Origin of the sequence: Methylocystis sp. JR02 (assembly GCF_030063565.1) — a bacterium.
GTDB lineage: Bacteria > Pseudomonadota > Alphaproteobacteria > Rhizobiales > Beijerinckiaceae > Methylocystis > Methylocystis iwaonis.
Genome location: NZ_JASIRC010000001.1, coordinates 1,417,352 through 1,433,488, shown reverse-complemented (window position 1 = coordinate 1,433,488; position 16,137 = coordinate 1,417,352). Strand labels below are relative to the sequence as shown.

Below are 16,137 nucleotides of genomic sequence, written 5' to 3'. Positions count from 1 at the left end.
AGAAAGAGAAAGCGCTCGCCATGGACGGGGACATTCACCTCCGCAACATTGTGGAAGGAGCGGCGCAGACATCACGCCGCGCGGTGAACGGCGCCGCCGCGGAGTTTCCCGCAGATTATCGCGATCTCGTCGCGCCCCGGCAGCGCATGCGCGATCTGTTGAAGCTCGGCGAGGTCTTCGACCCGCGCCGCCACGCGATCGATCTTCGCCGGCTTCGCGACGGGCGTGAGTATGATCTGCGAATCTACGGCGCACAGCCGCGCCCGCTCGACGATCTTATTCCGATCTTGCACAATCTCGGCCTTTCCGCCGTCGATCAGATCCTCTTTCCCGTGACGCTTTCGGGAGACAGGCGCTTCATTCGCAGTTTCCGCGTGAGGCCGGTGGACGCCGGGAAGGTTCAGCAATCACGGGCGCAGCTTCTTGCGGCGTTGAACGCATTGCTATCAGGGGAGGCGGAGGACGATCCTCTCAACAAGCTTGTCCTGCTCGCGGGGTTGAGCGCGAAGGAGATTGGCGTCCTGCGCGCGTACTGCTGCTATTATCTGCAACTTGGCGTGCGCGTGGACCGCTCGCGTTTGTATGAGGCGCTCATCGGCGGAGTCGAGGTCACGCGCCTGCTTTTCTCCTATTTCGAGACCAGGTTTTGTCCCGATCATGCAGGCCAAGGCTCGCTCGACGCGCTCGCCGAGGTCAGGCAACGTCTGATCGCCGCCTTCGACGAAATCTCCAATCTCACGGACGATCGCATTTTTCGCGATCTCTTCAACCTCATCGATGCGACGCTGCGCACGAATTTCTATCTGAACGACGAGGGCCAACCGAAAGCGCTGGCGCTCAAGATCAACAGCCTCGGCGTGATCGGCGCGCCGCCTCCCAAGCCGATGTTCGAAATCTTCGTCCACGCGCGCGCGATGACGGGCATACATCTGCGCGGCGCCAAGGTCGCGCGAGGCGGCATACGCTGGTCGGACCGCGCACACGATTTGCGAAGCGAGATTCTAGATCTCATGCAGACGCAGATGATCAAGAACGCCTTGATCGTTCCGCAGGGCGCCAAGGGCGGTTTCGTTTTGAAAACCCCGAGTTCCGACCCGTCCGGACGCGAAGCGGCGGGGAAGTCCGCCTATCGCGCATTTATCGGCGCGCTGCTGGAATTGACGGATAATCTCGATCCCGAGAAGCCTGGGCCAGCAGAGCGCATCTGCTACGACGAACCTGATCCCTATCTTGTCGTCGCGGCCGACAAGGGCACAGGCGCTTGGTCGGATATTGCCAATGAGATGTCACAGGCGCGCGGATTCTGGCTCGACGACGCCTTCGCCACCGGCGGATCGAACGGCTACAGCCACAAGCGCCTCGGCATAACCTCGCGGGGCGCCTGGGTCTGCGTGCGGCGTCATTTTCGCGAGATCGGTCGAAACATCGACGACCAGGGATTTTCCGTCGTCGGCGTCGGTTCGATGGATGGCGACGTCTTCGGGAACGGGATGTTGGAGGCGCACACCATCAGGCTGTTGGGGGCGTTCAGCGGCGAACATATCTTCATCGACCCCAACCCCGATCCGCTGATCTCTTACGATGAACGCCGGCGGCTTTTCGAGAAGCCGCGATCCTCCTGGGCGGATTACGACCCGGCCAAGATTTCGCGCGGCGGCGGCGTCTATCGCCGCGACGCCAAGGACATCGAGCTGAGCCCCGAGGCGCGGTCGTGGCTGCAAGCCAGAAACCGCTTGGTCGACGGCGAGGGGCTGATCCGTCTCCTGCTGGCGGCGCCTGTGGATTTGCTTTGGATGGGCGGCGTCGGCTCCTATGTGAAGGCGAGCGCGGAGACGGACGAAAGCGTTGGCGATCGCGCCAATGACGGCGCGCGGATCGACGCCGCTCAGCTCCGCGCCAAAGTCGTCGGCGAAGGCGCCAATCTTGGTTTCACCCAAAGAGCGCGCGTCGAATATGCTTTGAATGGCGGCCGGATCAATACGGACGCCGTCGACAACTCGGCGGGCGTCGATCTGTCGGATCACGAGGTGAATCTGAAGATTTTGTTGCGTGGCGCGCGTGGGGCGCAATTCGCTGCATCGAGCGAGATTCATCGTCTTTTGGAGAGCTTGACCGACGAAGTCTGCGCCGCGGTCCTGGACGACAATTACAATCAGAGCCTTTGCATCTCTCTCGAGCGGGAACGCGCCCGCGCCGATCTCGAACCATATATGGACGTCGCCGACCGGCTCGAGGCGGCGGCGCAGCTCGATCGTGAAAATAACGCTTTTCCAAGTCGGCGGGAGCTTTTGGCGCGCGCGGAAGGGGGGCTGACGCGGCCGGAGCTGAGCATCCTCATGGCCGAGTCGAAATTGGCGTTGAAGCGGGCGCTTCTCGACGCGCCGGGATTTCTCGATTCCAAATGGAGCGAGACGTTTCTCGCCGCCTATTTCCCATCGTCGCTGCGATCGGAAGACGCTTCCAGGATCGACGCGCATCCGCTTGCGCGCGAGATTGCCGCGACTGTCATCTGCAACAGGATCATCGATCAGGCCGGCGCGAGATTTCTTCTTTTCGGAGACCCGCTCGCGCCGACTCTGCTGACCGACGCCGTCGGCCTCTATCTTGCCTTCGACGAGATACTCGGAGGCGAGCGTTGGCGTAGCGCGGTCCGGAGCCTGGACGGCAGAATGAGCGCCGGGCGGCAATATGAATATCTGCTGCAACTCGAAGACGCTTTGGCCTATTTGTGCCGCTGGGCGCTGCAGGGCGGCCGCCGGCTCCAGCCGCAGACGCGCGAGGTCGCCGAATGGCGCGCCTATCTCGAAAAATATCTCGCCTATTTTTCGCAAAGCGCGGAAGCGTCGATCCTCGACGCCAATGCGCCGGAGGCGTCTCGCGAGATGTTCCTCAACAGGCTGAGGGATTTTCCGTTTCTCGTGGCGCTTGCCGAGCAGGGCGGCAAGGACATCGCGGTGGCGGCGCGGTTTTTCGACGAGGTTGGAGGAAGCCTCGGCGTGCGCCAGATCGCTGCATTGGCCGGCGAGCTTACGGCGCGCGACGCGTGGGAGGGGAAGCTGCAGACGGCGGTCGAGGAACGACTGCGCGCCGCGACCGCGCGCATTGCAGGGGTCGCCTTGAGGGCTGGCGTCGAGGAGCCCGCCGCCATTTTCCGGCTCGCCGATCTCGCGCCGAAGCTGACGGAACTGCGCAAGCTACGCGCCGAGATCGTCGAAAGCGCGCCGAATACCGTTGCGCCCTTTGCGCTCTTTGCCTCCGAGCTCGACGCCTTGGTCGAAGCCTGTAATTCCGCCCGGCGCGCGGCGTGATGCGAGGAGGACGAGCCCGTGGAAGAAGAGCCGCTCACGCATCTGCTTCTTGAAGCCAGCAACGAGGCTGCGTGCTTGCTGGACTCGTCCGGTCTCGTGCTGGCGTTGAACAGCCGCGCCCGGCAACTCATCGGATACAAGGAAAGCGAGCTGGTCGGACGCCCATTCCCGGGCAGGCCGAAGATTGCGATGGCGGGGGCCAAAGACGGGCCGCTTTCATGGTTGATGGCGCCCGCCCGGCAGTGGATCGACGTGCGGATCAAGCGGAAGGACGAAAAGGAGATCGACGCGAGTTGCGAGGTTTATCGGCTCGGAACGAAAGGTCTCGCTGGGCTACTACTGAAACTGAAGGCCGAAGAAACCTCGACGGCGGCGCTCGAGGATATGAAAATCAAGCTCGATGCGATCTTCGGAGGAATGGCCGACGGCCTGGTCGTCATCGACGAGTTCGGAAAGATCCTGTTCTTCAGCGCAGGCGCCGAGAAGCTCTTTGGCTATCGCGCCGAAGAAGTAATGGGCGCAAATGTGAAATTGCTGATGCCGTCACCCTACAAGGAGGAGCACGACAGTTATCTTGCCGCCTATCGCGACACTGGAATACGCAAGATCATCGGAATCGGACGCGATGTTTCGGGACGGCGCAGGGACGGCGCGATTTTCCCGATGTATCTTTCCATCGGCGAAATATGGCTTGAGGGTCGTCGCTACTTCGTCGGCGTCACCCATGATCTGACGAAGACGAAACGCGCCGAAAGCCGCCTGTGGATGCTGACGGCGGCCATCGAGCAAAGTCCTGTCGCGGTGATGATCTCCGATAGAAACGGCCTCATCGAATATGTGAACGACTATTTCACGAAGCTGACCGGATACAGCGAAGCGGAGGTCATCGGCCAAAACCCTCGAATCCTTCATTCCCCGCACACGCCGAGAGACCAGCATCTGCGCTTGTGGCGCACGATCGAAAGCGGCGCGGAGTGGCGCGGGGAAATCCAGGACCGGCGAAAAGACGGCGCGCTTTATTGGGCCTATGAGATCATCGCGCCCTTGCGCGACGAGGATGGGCAGGTCAGGCACTATCTCGCCATTCAGCAGGACGTCACCGAGCAAAGGCGCGACAAAGAGGCGCTGGCGGAAAGCGAGGAGCGCTTTCGCAAGGTCGCCGAGATGGTCGGCGAGTGGCTTTGGGAGCAGGATGCAGAGGGCCGCTACACTTATAGCAGCGACGCCGTAAGGGAAATTCTCGGGCTCGAGCCTTCCGATCTATTGGGTAAGAGTTATCTCAGCATTCTCCAGCCCGAAGGCGACGGTTCGCCGCTTGCTGGTAAACTGCCGACTCCCAAACCATTCCGTCGCATCGTCAATTGCTACTTGCGCGGCGATGGGCGGCGGGTTTTCACCGAGTCCAGCGGCGCCCCGATATTCGACGAGAACGGACGTTTGGCGAAGTGGCGCGGCGTCGATCGTGATATTACCGAGCGAAAGGAATATGAGGACGCCTTGCGCGTGCGTAATCGCGCGATGGAGGCGGTGCATGTCGGCATTGTGATTTGCGACGCGCGCGCGCGCGGAAATCCGAATATCTACGTCAATCCCGCGCTCGCCCAAATGACCGGCTATTCGCAAGAGGAGCTGCTGCGGGGCGGCATGCATATACTGCAGGGGCCGGGGACCGATCCGGCGGCTGTCGCCAAGATTCGGCATGCCCTGCAAACGGGCGAGGGCTGCGAAGTCACCTTGCAAAACTACCGCAAGAATGGCGAAGCCTTCTGGAACGAATTGCTTATTTCTCCCGTCCCTGACGAAACGGGGACGATCACGCATTACATCGGCATTCAGACCGACGTCACCGAAAAGCGGCGCGCCGAGGAAAGCCGCCGCGACCTCGAGATCGCCAAGCAGATTCAATTGTCGCTGCTGCCCGACAAGCCGTTACGCTTGCCGCATGCCGAGATCGCGGGCGTGTGTTTGCCGGCGACCCATGTCGGCGGGGATTATTTCGATTATTTCGAGAATGGCGAGAATCTGGATTTCGTCGTCGCCGACGTGTCGGGTCATAGCGTCGGCGCCGCGCTGATCATGACGGAAGTCAGAAGCATGGTCCGCGCTCAATCCCGGCCAGCGGCGGCCGCCCATCCCGCTCAAATGCTGCGCGAGCTCAACGAGCTGCTCTACGAGGATCTCGATCGGTCGGAACTGTTCATCACCATGTTTTTCTGCCGATATGAATCCGCCACGGGACGGCTGACATATGCAAATGCAGGCCATAACCCCGGGCTGCTGTTGCGATCGGGACGCCAAGACTGCATGGAGCTCGATAGCGACGGGCTCGTGCTGGGCGCCATGCGCGTGGTCGATTTCCAGGAACGCAGCGTGCTTTTATCGCAGGGCGACAAGCTTCTCTTTTACACCGATGGCGTCGTCGAAGCCCAGGACGCCTCCGGCGCATTCTTCGGGCTGGAGCGCCTGTGCCGGCGCTTTGCCGCCAATCGAGAATTTGCGCCCGAGGTCATCGTCCGGAAACTTTTGCGCGAGGTGCGGGATTTTTGCGCGCCGGCGATGATGGGCGACGATGCGGCTTTGGTTGTTTTGGAAGTGAGCTAGCGCGGGGAAGGCGACGGGCCTCTCGCTCCATCTCTCTTTCTTGGAGAAAAGCCTGAATGGCCGCGGCGATCGGCAACCCCTTCGGGCGACGCAAGATCGGCCTTGCGCTGAGCAGCGGCGTCGCGAGGGGATGGGCGCATATCGGCGCAATCAACGCGCTGACGAAGCTCGGCGTTCCGTTCGACATCGTCGCTGGATCATCCGCAGGCGCATTGGTCGGCGCCTGCTATCTCGCCAAGGAATTAGATGAGCTGGAGCGGTGGGCTTTGTCGCTCACCAAGCGACGGATTCTCGGCTACATCGACTTGCATTTCGGGCGCGGAAGCCTGCTCAGCGGCAATCGGATCATCGACGAGGTAAGCCGGCTGCTGGGCGCGCGCCGGGTCGAAGATTTGCAAAACCCGTTCGTCGCTGTCGCGACGGATCTGACGACCGGCCACGAGATTTGGCTTCAACATGGGGGGCTCGTCGAGGCCGTCCGGGCTTCCATAGCGCTTCCCGGCCTTCTGCCGCCGATCGAATCGGGCAATCGCGTTCTGGCGGACGGCGCGCTCGTCGACCCTTTGCCGGTCGCGCCCTGCCGCGCCTTGGGAGCGGACCTTGTGATCGCGATCAACCTCAACACCGACGTCATCGGGAAGATGCGGCGTAGCGAAACGTCGCCGCGCACGTCTATCGGCTTCGATCCGCTGGTGCTCGGCGTCCATGACGTTGCGTCGGCGCGCCAGGCGAGCGCGACCCGCGCCTTCGTCCAGCAGCGAGGCGATCTCCCGAGCCTCTTCGGCGTGTTGACCACTTCGCTCGGCATTATGCAGGACCGGCTGACGCGGTCTCGCCTCGCCGGCGATCCGCCCGACGTGCACATCACGCCGCGCGTGGGACACATCGGATTGCTCGAGTTCGAGCGCGCCAAGGAGGCGATCTGGGAGGGCGAGCAATCGGTCGAGCGCAAGCGCGGGGAGGTGATAGATTTGCTGCGCGCAGCCGGAATTGATTTCCCCGTTTGAGGTCTTAGCGGTTCTGCCCCTCGCGCTTCATTTGTCCGACTCGCGTTGCAATATCCACAAACGACAGGCTCGGCTCCTCGGAGGTCGCATGAATGGCTTGCCGCAGGAAGCGCGCCGGGAAACAGATCGCTTCGACGTTGGAGCCGCGCATGTCTTCCGACCTGTTTGGATCCTCGCTCAACGCCGCCTCGACTTTGGCGAGCAGCCCGTCGATTTCCTCTCGCTTGAAAACGCCTTTCTCGCACAATGCGCCGAGAAGGGCTGCGAGGATGACATAAATGCCTTCGAGCTGGAGATTGGCGGTATTCATGGCGCACCTCTGCCTGGAAACATCGGCCCCTACGCCTGGTTGCGTCTGGCGCGCGTCATAAAGCCTGCGCGTTTCGAGCCCTCTGCGGCGTAGGCGCCGAAGGGTCATGTAGGGCGGCGCCGGGTCAGAACCGAGTGGGCTAAGGTAGCGCGGGAACTCTGAGCAAGGGGCCCCGCCGCCGATCGGGCGGCGGGGCGCTTCGTTGAGGTCTCTGCTCAGCACACCCATTTCCAAAGGAGTTCAGAGTCGCTCCACTGCCAACAGACGCCGGGATTGAGAGGACGCCCTGGCGCGCTCCAATCGCGGTGCTGGTAGCGCCAGTGGCCGCCGTAAGACTGGATGTTGCCGTCAGAAGGAAAGGGTCCGGCGCTCTGCGCATGGGCCGAGCCCGCGGCCGTCAGAAGCGCGGCGATCGTCAGAAGCGTGAGTTTCCGCATTGCTGCCTCCCGCAGTGAGGGAGGAACATTTAGGGCGCTTTGTCGGCGCCTCAACTCTTCAAAGGAATCACCGCGGTGGCAGGAGTGCGCCTGGTCGCCAGTCCACTTTAGGTTCGGTTGGGCGTCATGGCTGCTGTGGGGAACCGATTCCGGGCCAGCCAGGAACATGGTTTGTCATTTGCTGCGGGTCACAACTCCACCGAGCCGCCGGTGTTGAGAGGAGGAACCCCGCCCACTTCTTCGTAATATGCGAGAAGCTGCTTCGCGAGCATTCCGCTCAGCAAGCCCTCCATATTGCTCAGGTCGATCCGTCCCTCTTTGTAAGCGTCATCTGCAGCATCAAGCGCCGCAAAGTAGCCGCTCCGGTCAGCCTGGATCTGGTCGGGAATCGTCGGCTTACCAGGCAGAACAGCGCCTGATTTGGCGAGCAGGACCAGATAAGAGGCTATGCGAGATGTTCTCCCATTGCCATCGGCAAAAGGGTGAATCCAGTTTAGGCGCCACATGACGTAGGCCGCCAAGTGAAGCGCGCTTGCCGTGTTCCAAGCGCCATTCACGTAGTCGCATAGATCTTCCACTAACTCCGGGACTAAATGAGCGTCCGGCGGAACGTGTCGGCTTTTTCTGATTTCGACTGGACCGGGGCGGAAGTTTCCTGCGTACATGCTGATATTGCGCAGCGCCTCGCGGTGTAACGCGAGAATTGTGGAGGGTCGAAGCCGAAACGCACAGCGGTCTATCGCTTCTTGAGCAAGGGCAATGCCAGCGTCGTACTGGCGGAAGCCGTTCCTAACTTCCGCTTCTGCCCTTTCCTTTGGGTCTTTAATTAGCTCCGGGTCTTGCGCGAGGCTATCCCGGCGAGCATCAGCCTCGTTGGTCATGGCGCTCCTGTGCGACGACCACTGCTTGCTGCTCGACCATCTCGCGAGTGATAAGCTCGTTCTCAAAAGCGGTGTTGCCGTAAACGAACGACTTGCGCTGTTCCTCGCGGTGTTCCGAGGAGGGCGCCGCCCGTTTTGCAGCCTCTATCAGAATCTCTAGATCGCGCGGCATAGCTTCTCTCCTCTGGCCCTGGGAGCCTTATTTGTTATCTTTGAAGCTGGTTTACAGCTGGTGTGCGTCGAGTGGAAATCATCGTGCCTATCGCTGACCTTTTTATGCCCCCCAAATATGGCTCAGGAAAAGCGAACAACAAAGCTTCAAACCCTGCGTCATCTCGACCATTCGGCCGCCCGGCAAAGCGGTCACAGCATCGGCGCACGGGATGCTGAGGCGAGGGGCTAGTGCAGGGGCGGAAGCAGCCGTGTTAGGAATGGCGTTATGAGGGCGCATGACCATGCGAGCGAACGCTCGCTAAATCAGTTGGTTCAGCAGTGTGATTGGCTCCCCGAGTAGGACTCGAACCTACGACCTAGCGATTAACAGTCGCGTGCTCTACCAGCTGAGCTATCGGGGAACGACGTGGTGGAGGGCGTATACAAGGCCCCGTCGGGTTTGCCAAGCCCTTTCGCGCAGCCTGTTGATAACTCCCTCAGACCTGGGCTTCCGCAGCCGCGGTCTCGCTGAATTCTGCGAGCGCTCTCGCGACGTCCTCGCGGCCCGGCAGGCCGGCTTCATTGCCGAGGTGCTGGACCTTATGCGCCGAAGCCGCGCGCGCGAATTCGAAATGCGCGCGCCAGCCCGCCTCGGGCCGTTCGAGAAAAGAGGCGCAATAGGCGCCGTGGAAGACGTCGCCGGCCCCCGAGGTGTCGATGACCCGCTCGGAGGGCACGTGCAGAGAGGGCAAATGCTGCGCAACGCCGTCCTCGCCACACCAGAAGGTGCCTTTCTCGCCCACCGTGACGGCGGCGATTCGGCAGCCCTTGGATTTCAGCCAGGCGAGCATCTCCGATTCGGAGAAGGACATCTGCTTGCAGAGCTGCTTCGAGACAACGGCGACGTCGACAAAGTCGATCAGCTCCTCGAGGCGGGGACGCATTGCGCCGCCGTCGAGCGAGACCAGCACGCCGCGCTCGCGCGCCGCCTTGGCGTAATGGATGGCGGCGTCGGCCATATGGCCGTCGAGATGCAGCACCCGCGCGCTCGAAATGTCGAGGCGCAGGAAGGGCTGCAGATAGTGATCGTCGCGCGCGCGCAGAATGGCGCGCTTGCCGTCGTTGGGCAGCACGAAGGAGAGCGAGGAGCGCGCCACCTTGCGCGGATGCAGGCGGATTCCATAAGCGTCGGCCATTTCCGCAAACATATGGCCTAGCCAGTCGCGCGCCTGCGTCGTCAGCAAATGCACGTCGTGACCGAGCTTGGCGCAGGCGAAGCCCGCGGTGACGGCGTTGCCGCCGAAGCTCACGGCATAGTCGCGGGCGACCATCTTCTCGTCGCCCGCCGGCATTTCGTCGGTGAGCATGGTGACGTCGATATAGGCGTGGCCGAGGAAAAGCGCTTCCAAGAATCAGGCTCCGCAATGGTGGGGCGGCTTGTCACCGTCGCCGGTTTCGATGGCGCCCGAGTGTCACTGGACCGCGCGCCTTCAGGCTCGCACTTTTCTAAGCGAGCCTGAAGGCTCGCGGTCCTTTAAAGCGCGAAGCTCGTGCCGCAGCCGCAGGAGGAGACGGCGTTCGGGTTTTCGATTCGGAACGACTGTCCCATCAGATCGTCCACGAAGTCGACCTTCGCCCCGGTAAGAAAGCCCAGCGACGCTGGATCGATCGCCACGCGGGCGCCGTCCTGCTCCAAAAGCGCGTCGTCGGCGGCGGGCGCGGGGTCCACGACGAATTTATATTGGAAACCCGAGCAGCCGCCGCCCTCGACGGCGACGCGGAAGACCGCGCCCGGGGCTTCATTGGCGAGAATCGCCGCAATACGCTTCGCCGCCTGTTCTGTGAGCGCCACGTCGCGCGACAGGGTCGCTGTCATGCCTCTCCCCTTTGGATTCTTGCTTATGCCGTCGATTGCGGGCTATGGCGGCAACATAGGTCCGAACTTCCGGCCTTTCAATGACTGGAGCCCGACCGTGGCGCTGCGCCAGCCCCTCGCGCCTTATGCCTGCGACGCCACAAATTCGCGTGGGCGCCTCTATGCCGTCGCGCCATCGCCGACGCGCAGCGAGTTTCAGCGCGACCGCGACCGCATCATCCATTCCACCGCCTTCCGGCGCCTCGCGCATAAGACTCAGGTTTTCGTGCCACTCGACGGCGACCATTTCCGCACGCGGCTGACCCATACGATCGAAGTGGGGCAGATCGCCCGCGCGATCGCTCGGGCGCTCAGGGTCGACGAGGACCTCGCCGAGGCGGTGGCGCTGGCGCATGATCTCGGCCACACGCCCTTCGGCCATGCCGGGGAGGAGGCGCTCGAAGCCTGCATGAAGCCCTATGGAGGCTTCGACCACAACTCTCAGGCGCTGCGCGTCGTGACGCTGCTGGAGCGCCGCTACGCCGATTACGACGGGCTCGATCTCACCTGGGAGGCGCTCGAGGGCATTGTGAAGCACAATGGGCCGCTTGCGGGGCCCAAGGCGTTGAGACCCCCGTCGCGCTATATTTGCGAATTCGACGCTAGCTGTCCGCTGGAGCTCGCCTCCTTCGCGGGCGTGGAGGCGCAGGCGGCGGCGCTCGCCGACGACATCGCCTATATCGGCCACGACATGGACGACGGCCTACGCGCCAATCTCTTCACGCTGGAGGACATTGCAGGAGCCGTGTCCTTCGTCGCCGGATTGCTGGAGGAAATCGCGCGCAAGCATCCCGGCCTCGAACGCGGCCGCGTCATCCATGAGCTGGTGCGCCGGGTGATCACGCGCTTCGTCGAGGATGCGATCGGGACGGCGCAGGCGCGTCTCGAGCAGCATTCTCCTCGCTCGGCCGAAGAGGTCCGCGGGGCAGGGGAGGCGATGGTCGCGCTCTCCGCCGATATGCGCGAGGCCGAGCGCGACATCAAGCGCTTCCTCTTCGCCAATATGTATCGGCACGAGCGGGTGATGGGCGTCTGGACCCGCGCCGAGGACGCGATCTCGCGCCTTTTCCCGGCGTTTTTCGAGCAGCCGTCGCTCATGCCGGCCGAATGGGCGACGCTGGCGGCGGCGCGCGACGGCGCCGCGAGAGCGGTGGTGGTGGCGGATTACATCGCCGGGATGACCGACAGATATGCGCTGGGCGAGGTAAAACGGCTTTTCGGGTAAACTATTGCAGGTGAAATACGCTTGCGCTACGCAGGGTTAGGCGCTCGAAGGCAATTAGCCAAAGGGGGCGTGCGTCGCCGCACATTTTCTTCCCCTGGTGTCGGGGATGCTTTTCGAGGGCTGATTTTTCAGGAGGGACTTAATGATGGCTCTGAATTTCGAAAACCATTTGCCGCTGGGAGCGCTCGACATCGTTACCACGGGGCAGACGAGCGTATGGGGCTGCCTCACATTCACCGTCGAAGCGCGTAACGTGAAGTTCATCGACGCGGTCGATCCCAACAACCCGCCCGACCCGAAGAATCCGAACGCGTGGTGCTATATTCGGAGCGGCTCGCCGCAGGAGCGGGCGGCGACGCTGGAAAATTATCTTGGGCCCGTGATCAACGTCCAGCGCGGCCAGCCGCTGAAGACGATCTGGATCAATAAGCTGCCCTCCATGGGCGCGGCGAAAGCAGGCGAAGCGCGCCCGCTCGCCATGCCGCCGATCAATCCTGCCGATATGGAGATGGGCAAGGACATTCCCCAGTTCCGCTCCATGAATTACGCGCTCGGCGTCGTCACCCATCTGCATGGCGGCAAAGTATTGCCGACCTCGGACGGCTGGCCGCTGCATCCGGCGAGCTATGAAGGCAATCCCTTCCACATGCCCTCGCACCGGACCTATTTCTATCCCAATGACCAGCGGGCCACGATGCTGTGGTTCCACGACCATTCGATGGATAATACGGCGCAGCAGGTTCACGCTGGCCTCGCCGGCCTTTATTTCATCCGCGACCATTCCGACGCCGAGATTTTCCATCTGATCGGCGGCGAAGCGCAGGAAATCCCGCTCGTCATCCAGGACCGCTGCTTCGGGTCGAAGGGCCAAGATGGCCTCGAAGTGGATTCCACGCGCATCGACTATAAGAAGGGCGTGCCCCTCCTTAAGACCTTGGACCGCACCGCCCGGCCGGAGTTTCTCGGCGACACTATTTTCGTGAATGGGCGGCCGTGGCCGCATGTTCACGCCGATCGGAAGGTTTATCGGCTGCGCGTGCTCAATGGCTCGAACGCCCGCACTTATGCGCTCACCTTGGCCGATCCCGCAGGAACGGACAACGGCAAGGTTTGGTACGGGGAGCGGCTGACGGCGATCGGCAACGAGGCGGGCTTGCTCGGCAAAAGCGTCACGCTGCAGGACAAGCAATATCTGCTGCTGGCGCCGGGCGAACGTCTCGACCTTTTGGTCGATTTCACGAAGGTGAAGCCCGAGGTCAACGCGCTTATCCTCGTCAATTTGGCGCTCGCGGGGTACAAGCCCGGCGCCCCGGACGACGAACCGATTTTCCAGTTCGATGGAAACTCGGTGATGCTGCCGGACAGCAACAAGGCGCTCGCCGCCATTGGCGCCGCCAATCAACCTAATCCGGACCCTTTTCTCCCGCTCGCCAATTTGCTCCAGTTCCGCTTCGCTGCGGCCGGGCACGTCCACGGCGGCGGGGGCCACAGCGAGCCCTCGGCGCTCGACGTCTGCACATTGGACAAAATTCTGCGCCGCCACGCTGATGACGAGAGCTTCCATTGGGTCCCGGGCGCATCGCCAGAGCTCGCGCCGAGCCCGGCAAATGCGCCGATTGCTCACAATCGTTTCGTCGTCCTGATGAACGATACGCGCAAGCTGGCGCAAAATGGCGAAAACTCACCTTACACGGGCGACACGCCGTGGCGCGATACGCAAATCTGGGAGCTTCGCCCGGCGACCGCGCCGTCAGGCGATCCTACCGTTTTCCCCGTGCCTTTCGACGCGAAGCTCAACGATCCGACGCAACAAGGCGCGCCGGCTGCGGCCGTGTCCTATCAGGTGGCGCGGGCCTTCTTCTTCGAGCCGGAGGAGCCGATGCCGCCGCACGCGCCCACCCATAAGGATCAGCTCTGGGGGCTTGCGACGCAGAACAGCAATCCGGCGGGATTTCCCCCGATCTACCGCTACCCCCACCTCTATCGGACCAATCCGTCGAAGGGCCGTCAGGTGATCCAGCCGGTGGAAGGGACCTATGAGCGGTGGTATGTCGCCAATATCGGCAATGATCCAACGAACCTCGCCGGGGGCGCGCCGGATATGCACCCCTTCCATCTGCATCTGGTGAATTTCGTGGTCACCCGGCGTTGGGCGCTGAACAGCGCGAACCAATTCGTGGAGACGACGGGCAACCGCCCGCTCGATTTCGACAAGGTCGCGCGCCACGACACCGTGCGCATCCCGTCGAATGAGCTTGTGGAGCTGCTGGTGCATTTCCCGAAGGGTTACACCGGCCACTACCCCTATCACTGCCACCTCGTCGAGCACGAGGACATGGGGATGATGCTGCATTTCGACGTCCAGGCCCGGCAAGGCGCCTGAGGGGCCGGTCCGCCGGAGATGCATTCGCGCGCTGGGTCTGCTAGACCCGCGCGCGAAATCCTTCGACCCGGACCGCCATGAACATTTTCGACATCTTCCACGCCCGCATCGCTTCGATCCTCGACCGGCTCCAGGCAGATGGCCGCCTGCCGACGCTCGATCACGCGCGCTTCGTCGTCGAGCCGCCGAAGGATGCGGCGCTGGGCGATCTCGCCTGCAACGCCGCCATGGTCTTCGCCAAGGAGGCCAAGCCCAGTTTCGCCAATCCGCGCGAGTTGGCCGTGGCGATCTGTTACGCTTTGGCCGAATCCGAGGGAGTCGCGACGGCCGAGGTGGCCGGGCCGGGCTTCATCAACATCCGTCTCAAGCCTGAAATCTTCTCGCAGGTGCTGCGCGCCGCCTTGAGCGATCCCGAAAATTTCGGCCGCGTCGAGAAGGGCCGGGCAGGGGCGCTGCAGGGCAAAGTCAACGTCGAGTATGTCTCCGCCAACCCCACTGGCCCGATGCATGTCGGCCATGGCCGCGGCGCGGTCTTCGGCGATGCGCTCGCTAATCTCCTGGCATTCTCCGGCTGTGAGGTAACGCGCGAATATTACATAAATGACGCCGGCGCCCAGGTCGATGTGCTCGCCCGCTCCGCCTTCATGCGCTACCGCGAGGCGCTGGGCGAAACCATCACGATCCCAGAGGGGCTTTACCCCGGCGACTATCTCGTGCCTGTGGGCCAGGCGCTGGCCAAGGCGCATGGCAAGGCGCTTTTGGACAAGTCCGAGCGCGAATGGCTGCCGATCGTCAAGAACGCGGCCATTGACGCCATGATGGACATGATCCGCGACGATCTCGCCGCGCTCAACATCCGCCATGAGGTCTTCTTCTCCGAGCGCACGCTGCACGACAGCTCGAACGGCCCGTCGAAGATCGACGCGGCGATCGAGTGGCTGCGTGAGAAGGGGCTGGTCTATGAGGGCCGCCTGCCGCCGCCCAAGGGGCAGCTTCCCGACGATTGGGAGGATCGCGAGCAGACCCTCTTCCGTTCGACGGACTTCGGCGATGACGTCGATCGCGCGCTTAAAAAATCGGACGGCTCGCCGACCTATTTCGCCGCCGACATTGCCTATCACAAGGACAAGATCGACCGCGGCTTCGATACGCTGGTCGACGTCTGGGGCGCCGATCACGGCGGCTATGTGAAGCGCATGGGCGCCGCCGTCGCCGCGCTCTCTGACAGGAAGGCAACGCTCGACGTGAAGCTTTGCCAGCTCGTCAAGCTGATGCGCAACGGCGAGCCGGTGAAGATGTCGAAGCGCGCCGGCGATTTCGTCACTCTGCGCGAGGTGGTCGATGAAGTCGGCTTGGACGCCGTGCGCTTCATGATGCTCTATCGCAAGAATGACGCGCCGCTCGACTTCGACCTCGCCAAGGTCATCGAGCAATCGAAGGACAATGCCGTCTTCTATGTGCAATACGCCCATGCGCGGGCCAAATCGGCGGTGCGCCAGGCGCTCGCGGCCTTCCCGGATCTCGACGTCTCTTTGTCCGCGCTGGCGGGGGCGAAGCTCGAGCTTCTCACGGATGAAGGCGAATTGCAGCTTGCCCGCGTGATCGCCCAATATCCGCGCGCGATAGAGGCGGCGGCCGCCGCCCATGAGCCGCACCGGGTGGCGTTTTACCTCTATGAGATCGCCAGCGTGTTCCATGCGCATTGGAACCGCGGCAAAGATCAGCCACAATTACGCTTTGTTAATGCCAAGGAGAGAGATTTAACGAGCGCCCGGGTCGCGTTGGTTTTATCCTTAACAATCGTCCTGGGGTCGGGCTTGAGGCTTCTCGGCGTGAGCGCCCCCGACGAAATGCGTTGACGCGCGACCTTCGGCCTTAGCCCGCGCGACGCCTGACGATAAGCTCCGCGAGTGGGAA

12 protein-coding genes and 1 tRNA gene are annotated in these 16,137 nt (G+C 62.6%); 6 read left to right on the top strand and 7 right to left on the bottom strand.

Annotation, left to right across the window (positions count from 1 at the left end; all coding sequences use genetic code 11):
• Window positions 1–20 precede the first annotated feature (20 nt).
• Genes QNA11_RS06905 through QNA11_RS06895 form a run of 3 tightly spaced genes read left to right on the top strand, consistent with a single transcriptional unit; the run spans window position 21 to window position 6,916 of the window.
• Window positions 21–3,308, top strand: a complete 3,288-nt coding sequence (locus QNA11_RS06905; protein ID WP_283482445.1) for an NAD-glutamate dehydrogenase domain-containing protein — start codon at window positions 21–23, stop codon at window positions 3,306–3,308.
• Between the two features lie 18 nt (window positions 3,309–3,326).
• Window positions 3,327–5,909, top strand: a complete 2,583-nt coding sequence (locus tag QNA11_RS06900) for a PAS domain S-box protein (RefSeq protein ID WP_283482444.1) — start codon at window positions 3,327–3,329, stop codon at window positions 5,907–5,909.
• 56 nt (window positions 5,910–5,965) lie between these two features.
• Window positions 5,966–6,916, top strand: a complete 951-nt coding sequence (locus QNA11_RS06895; RefSeq protein WP_283482443.1) for a patatin-like phospholipase family protein — start codon at window positions 5,966–5,968, stop codon at window positions 6,914–6,916.
• Between the two features lie 4 nt (window positions 6,917–6,920).
• On the opposite strand, the gene QNA11_RS06890 is transcribed toward QNA11_RS06895, so the two are convergent.
• The 7 genes from QNA11_RS06890 to QNA11_RS06860 form a co-directional block, all read right to left on the bottom strand.
• Complete coding sequence (locus QNA11_RS06890) at window positions 6,921–7,226, bottom strand: hypothetical protein (RefSeq protein WP_202072724.1); 306 nt, start codon at window positions 7,224–7,226, stop codon at window positions 6,921–6,923.
• A 215-nt stretch (window positions 7,227–7,441) separates the two neighbouring features.
• Window positions 7,442–7,663, bottom strand: a complete 222-nt coding sequence (locus QNA11_RS06885) for a hypothetical protein (protein ID WP_281931693.1) — start codon at window positions 7,661–7,663, stop codon at window positions 7,442–7,444.
• A 188-nt stretch (window positions 7,664–7,851) separates the two neighbouring features.
• A complete protein-coding gene (locus QNA11_RS06880; RefSeq protein WP_202072726.1) occupies window positions 7,852–8,544 on the bottom strand; it encodes a Fic family protein in 693 nt (230 codons plus the stop codon).
• A complete protein-coding gene (locus QNA11_RS06875) occupies window positions 8,528–8,716 on the bottom strand; it encodes a hypothetical protein (RefSeq protein ID WP_283482442.1) in 189 nt (62 codons plus the stop codon). The genes QNA11_RS06880 and QNA11_RS06875 overlap by 17 nt, the downstream gene beginning before the upstream one ends.
• Window positions 8,717–9,043: 327 nt before the next feature.
• Window positions 9,044–9,119: transfer RNA gene (locus QNA11_RS06870), tRNA-Asn, on the bottom strand.
• 75 nt (window positions 9,120–9,194) lie between these two features.
• Window positions 9,195–10,106 (bottom strand): PfkB family carbohydrate kinase, encoded by a 912-nt coding sequence (locus tag QNA11_RS06865; protein ID WP_283482441.1) that lies wholly within the window; start codon window positions 10,104–10,106, stop codon window positions 9,195–9,197.
• Between the two features lie 125 nt (window positions 10,107–10,231).
• A complete protein-coding gene (locus tag QNA11_RS06860) occupies window positions 10,232–10,573 on the bottom strand; it encodes a HesB/IscA family protein (RefSeq protein WP_202072729.1) in 342 nt (113 codons plus the stop codon).
• A gap of 25 nt (window positions 10,574–10,598) precedes the next feature.
• Between QNA11_RS06860 and QNA11_RS06855 the strand changes: the two genes are divergently transcribed.
• From QNA11_RS06855 to argS, 3 genes are all read left to right on the top strand, one after another.
• Window positions 10,599–11,837 (top strand): deoxyguanosinetriphosphate triphosphohydrolase, encoded by a 1,239-nt coding sequence (locus tag QNA11_RS06855; protein ID WP_283482440.1) that lies wholly within the window; start codon window positions 10,599–10,601, stop codon window positions 11,835–11,837.
• A gap of 142 nt (window positions 11,838–11,979) precedes the next feature.
• Window positions 11,980–14,220 carry a multicopper oxidase family protein gene (locus QNA11_RS06850; protein WP_283482439.1) on the top strand — a complete coding sequence of 747 codons (2,241 nt, stop codon included), beginning with the start codon at window positions 11,980–11,982 and terminating at the stop codon, window positions 14,218–14,220.
• Window positions 14,221–14,297: 77 nt separating this feature from the next.
• A complete protein-coding gene (gene argS, locus QNA11_RS06845) occupies window positions 14,298–16,079 on the top strand; it encodes an arginine--tRNA ligase (protein ID WP_283482438.1) in 1,782 nt (593 codons plus the stop codon).
• Window positions 16,080–16,137 lie beyond the last annotated feature (58 nt).

Excerpts from the sequence above, each read along its gene's own strand:
- QNA11_RS06905 (WP_283482445.1), top strand. The coding sequence starts at position 21 with ATGGACGGGGACATTCACCTCCGCAACATTGTGGAAGGAGCGGCGCAG.
- QNA11_RS06895 (WP_283482443.1), top strand. The coding sequence starts at position 5,966 with ATGGCCGCGGCGATCGGCAACCCCTTCGGGCGACGCAAGATCGGCCTT.
- QNA11_RS06890 (WP_202072724.1), bottom strand. The coding sequence starts at position 7,226 with ATGAATACCGCCAATCTCCAGCTCGAAGGCATTTATGTCATCCTCGCA.
- QNA11_RS06885 (WP_281931693.1), bottom strand. The coding sequence starts at position 7,663 with ATGCGGAAACTCACGCTTCTGACGATCGCCGCGCTTCTGACGGCCGCG.
- QNA11_RS06880 (WP_202072726.1), bottom strand. The coding sequence starts at position 8,544 with ATGACCAACGAGGCTGATGCTCGCCGGGATAGCCTCGCGCAAGACCCG.
- QNA11_RS06875 (WP_283482442.1), bottom strand. The coding sequence starts at position 8,716 with ATGCCGCGCGATCTAGAGATTCTGATAGAGGCTGCAAAACGGGCGGCG.
- QNA11_RS06860 (WP_202072729.1), bottom strand. The coding sequence starts at position 10,573 with ATGACAGCGACCCTGTCGCGCGACGTGGCGCTCACAGAACAGGCGGCG.
- QNA11_RS06855 (WP_283482440.1), top strand. The coding sequence starts at position 10,599 with ATGCCGTCGATTGCGGGCTATGGCGGCAACATAGGTCCGAACTTCCGG.
- QNA11_RS06850 (WP_283482439.1), top strand. The coding sequence starts at position 11,980 with ATGATGGCTCTGAATTTCGAAAACCATTTGCCGCTGGGAGCGCTCGAC.
- argS (WP_283482438.1), top strand. The coding sequence starts at position 14,298 with ATGAACATTTTCGACATCTTCCACGCCCGCATCGCTTCGATCCTCGAC.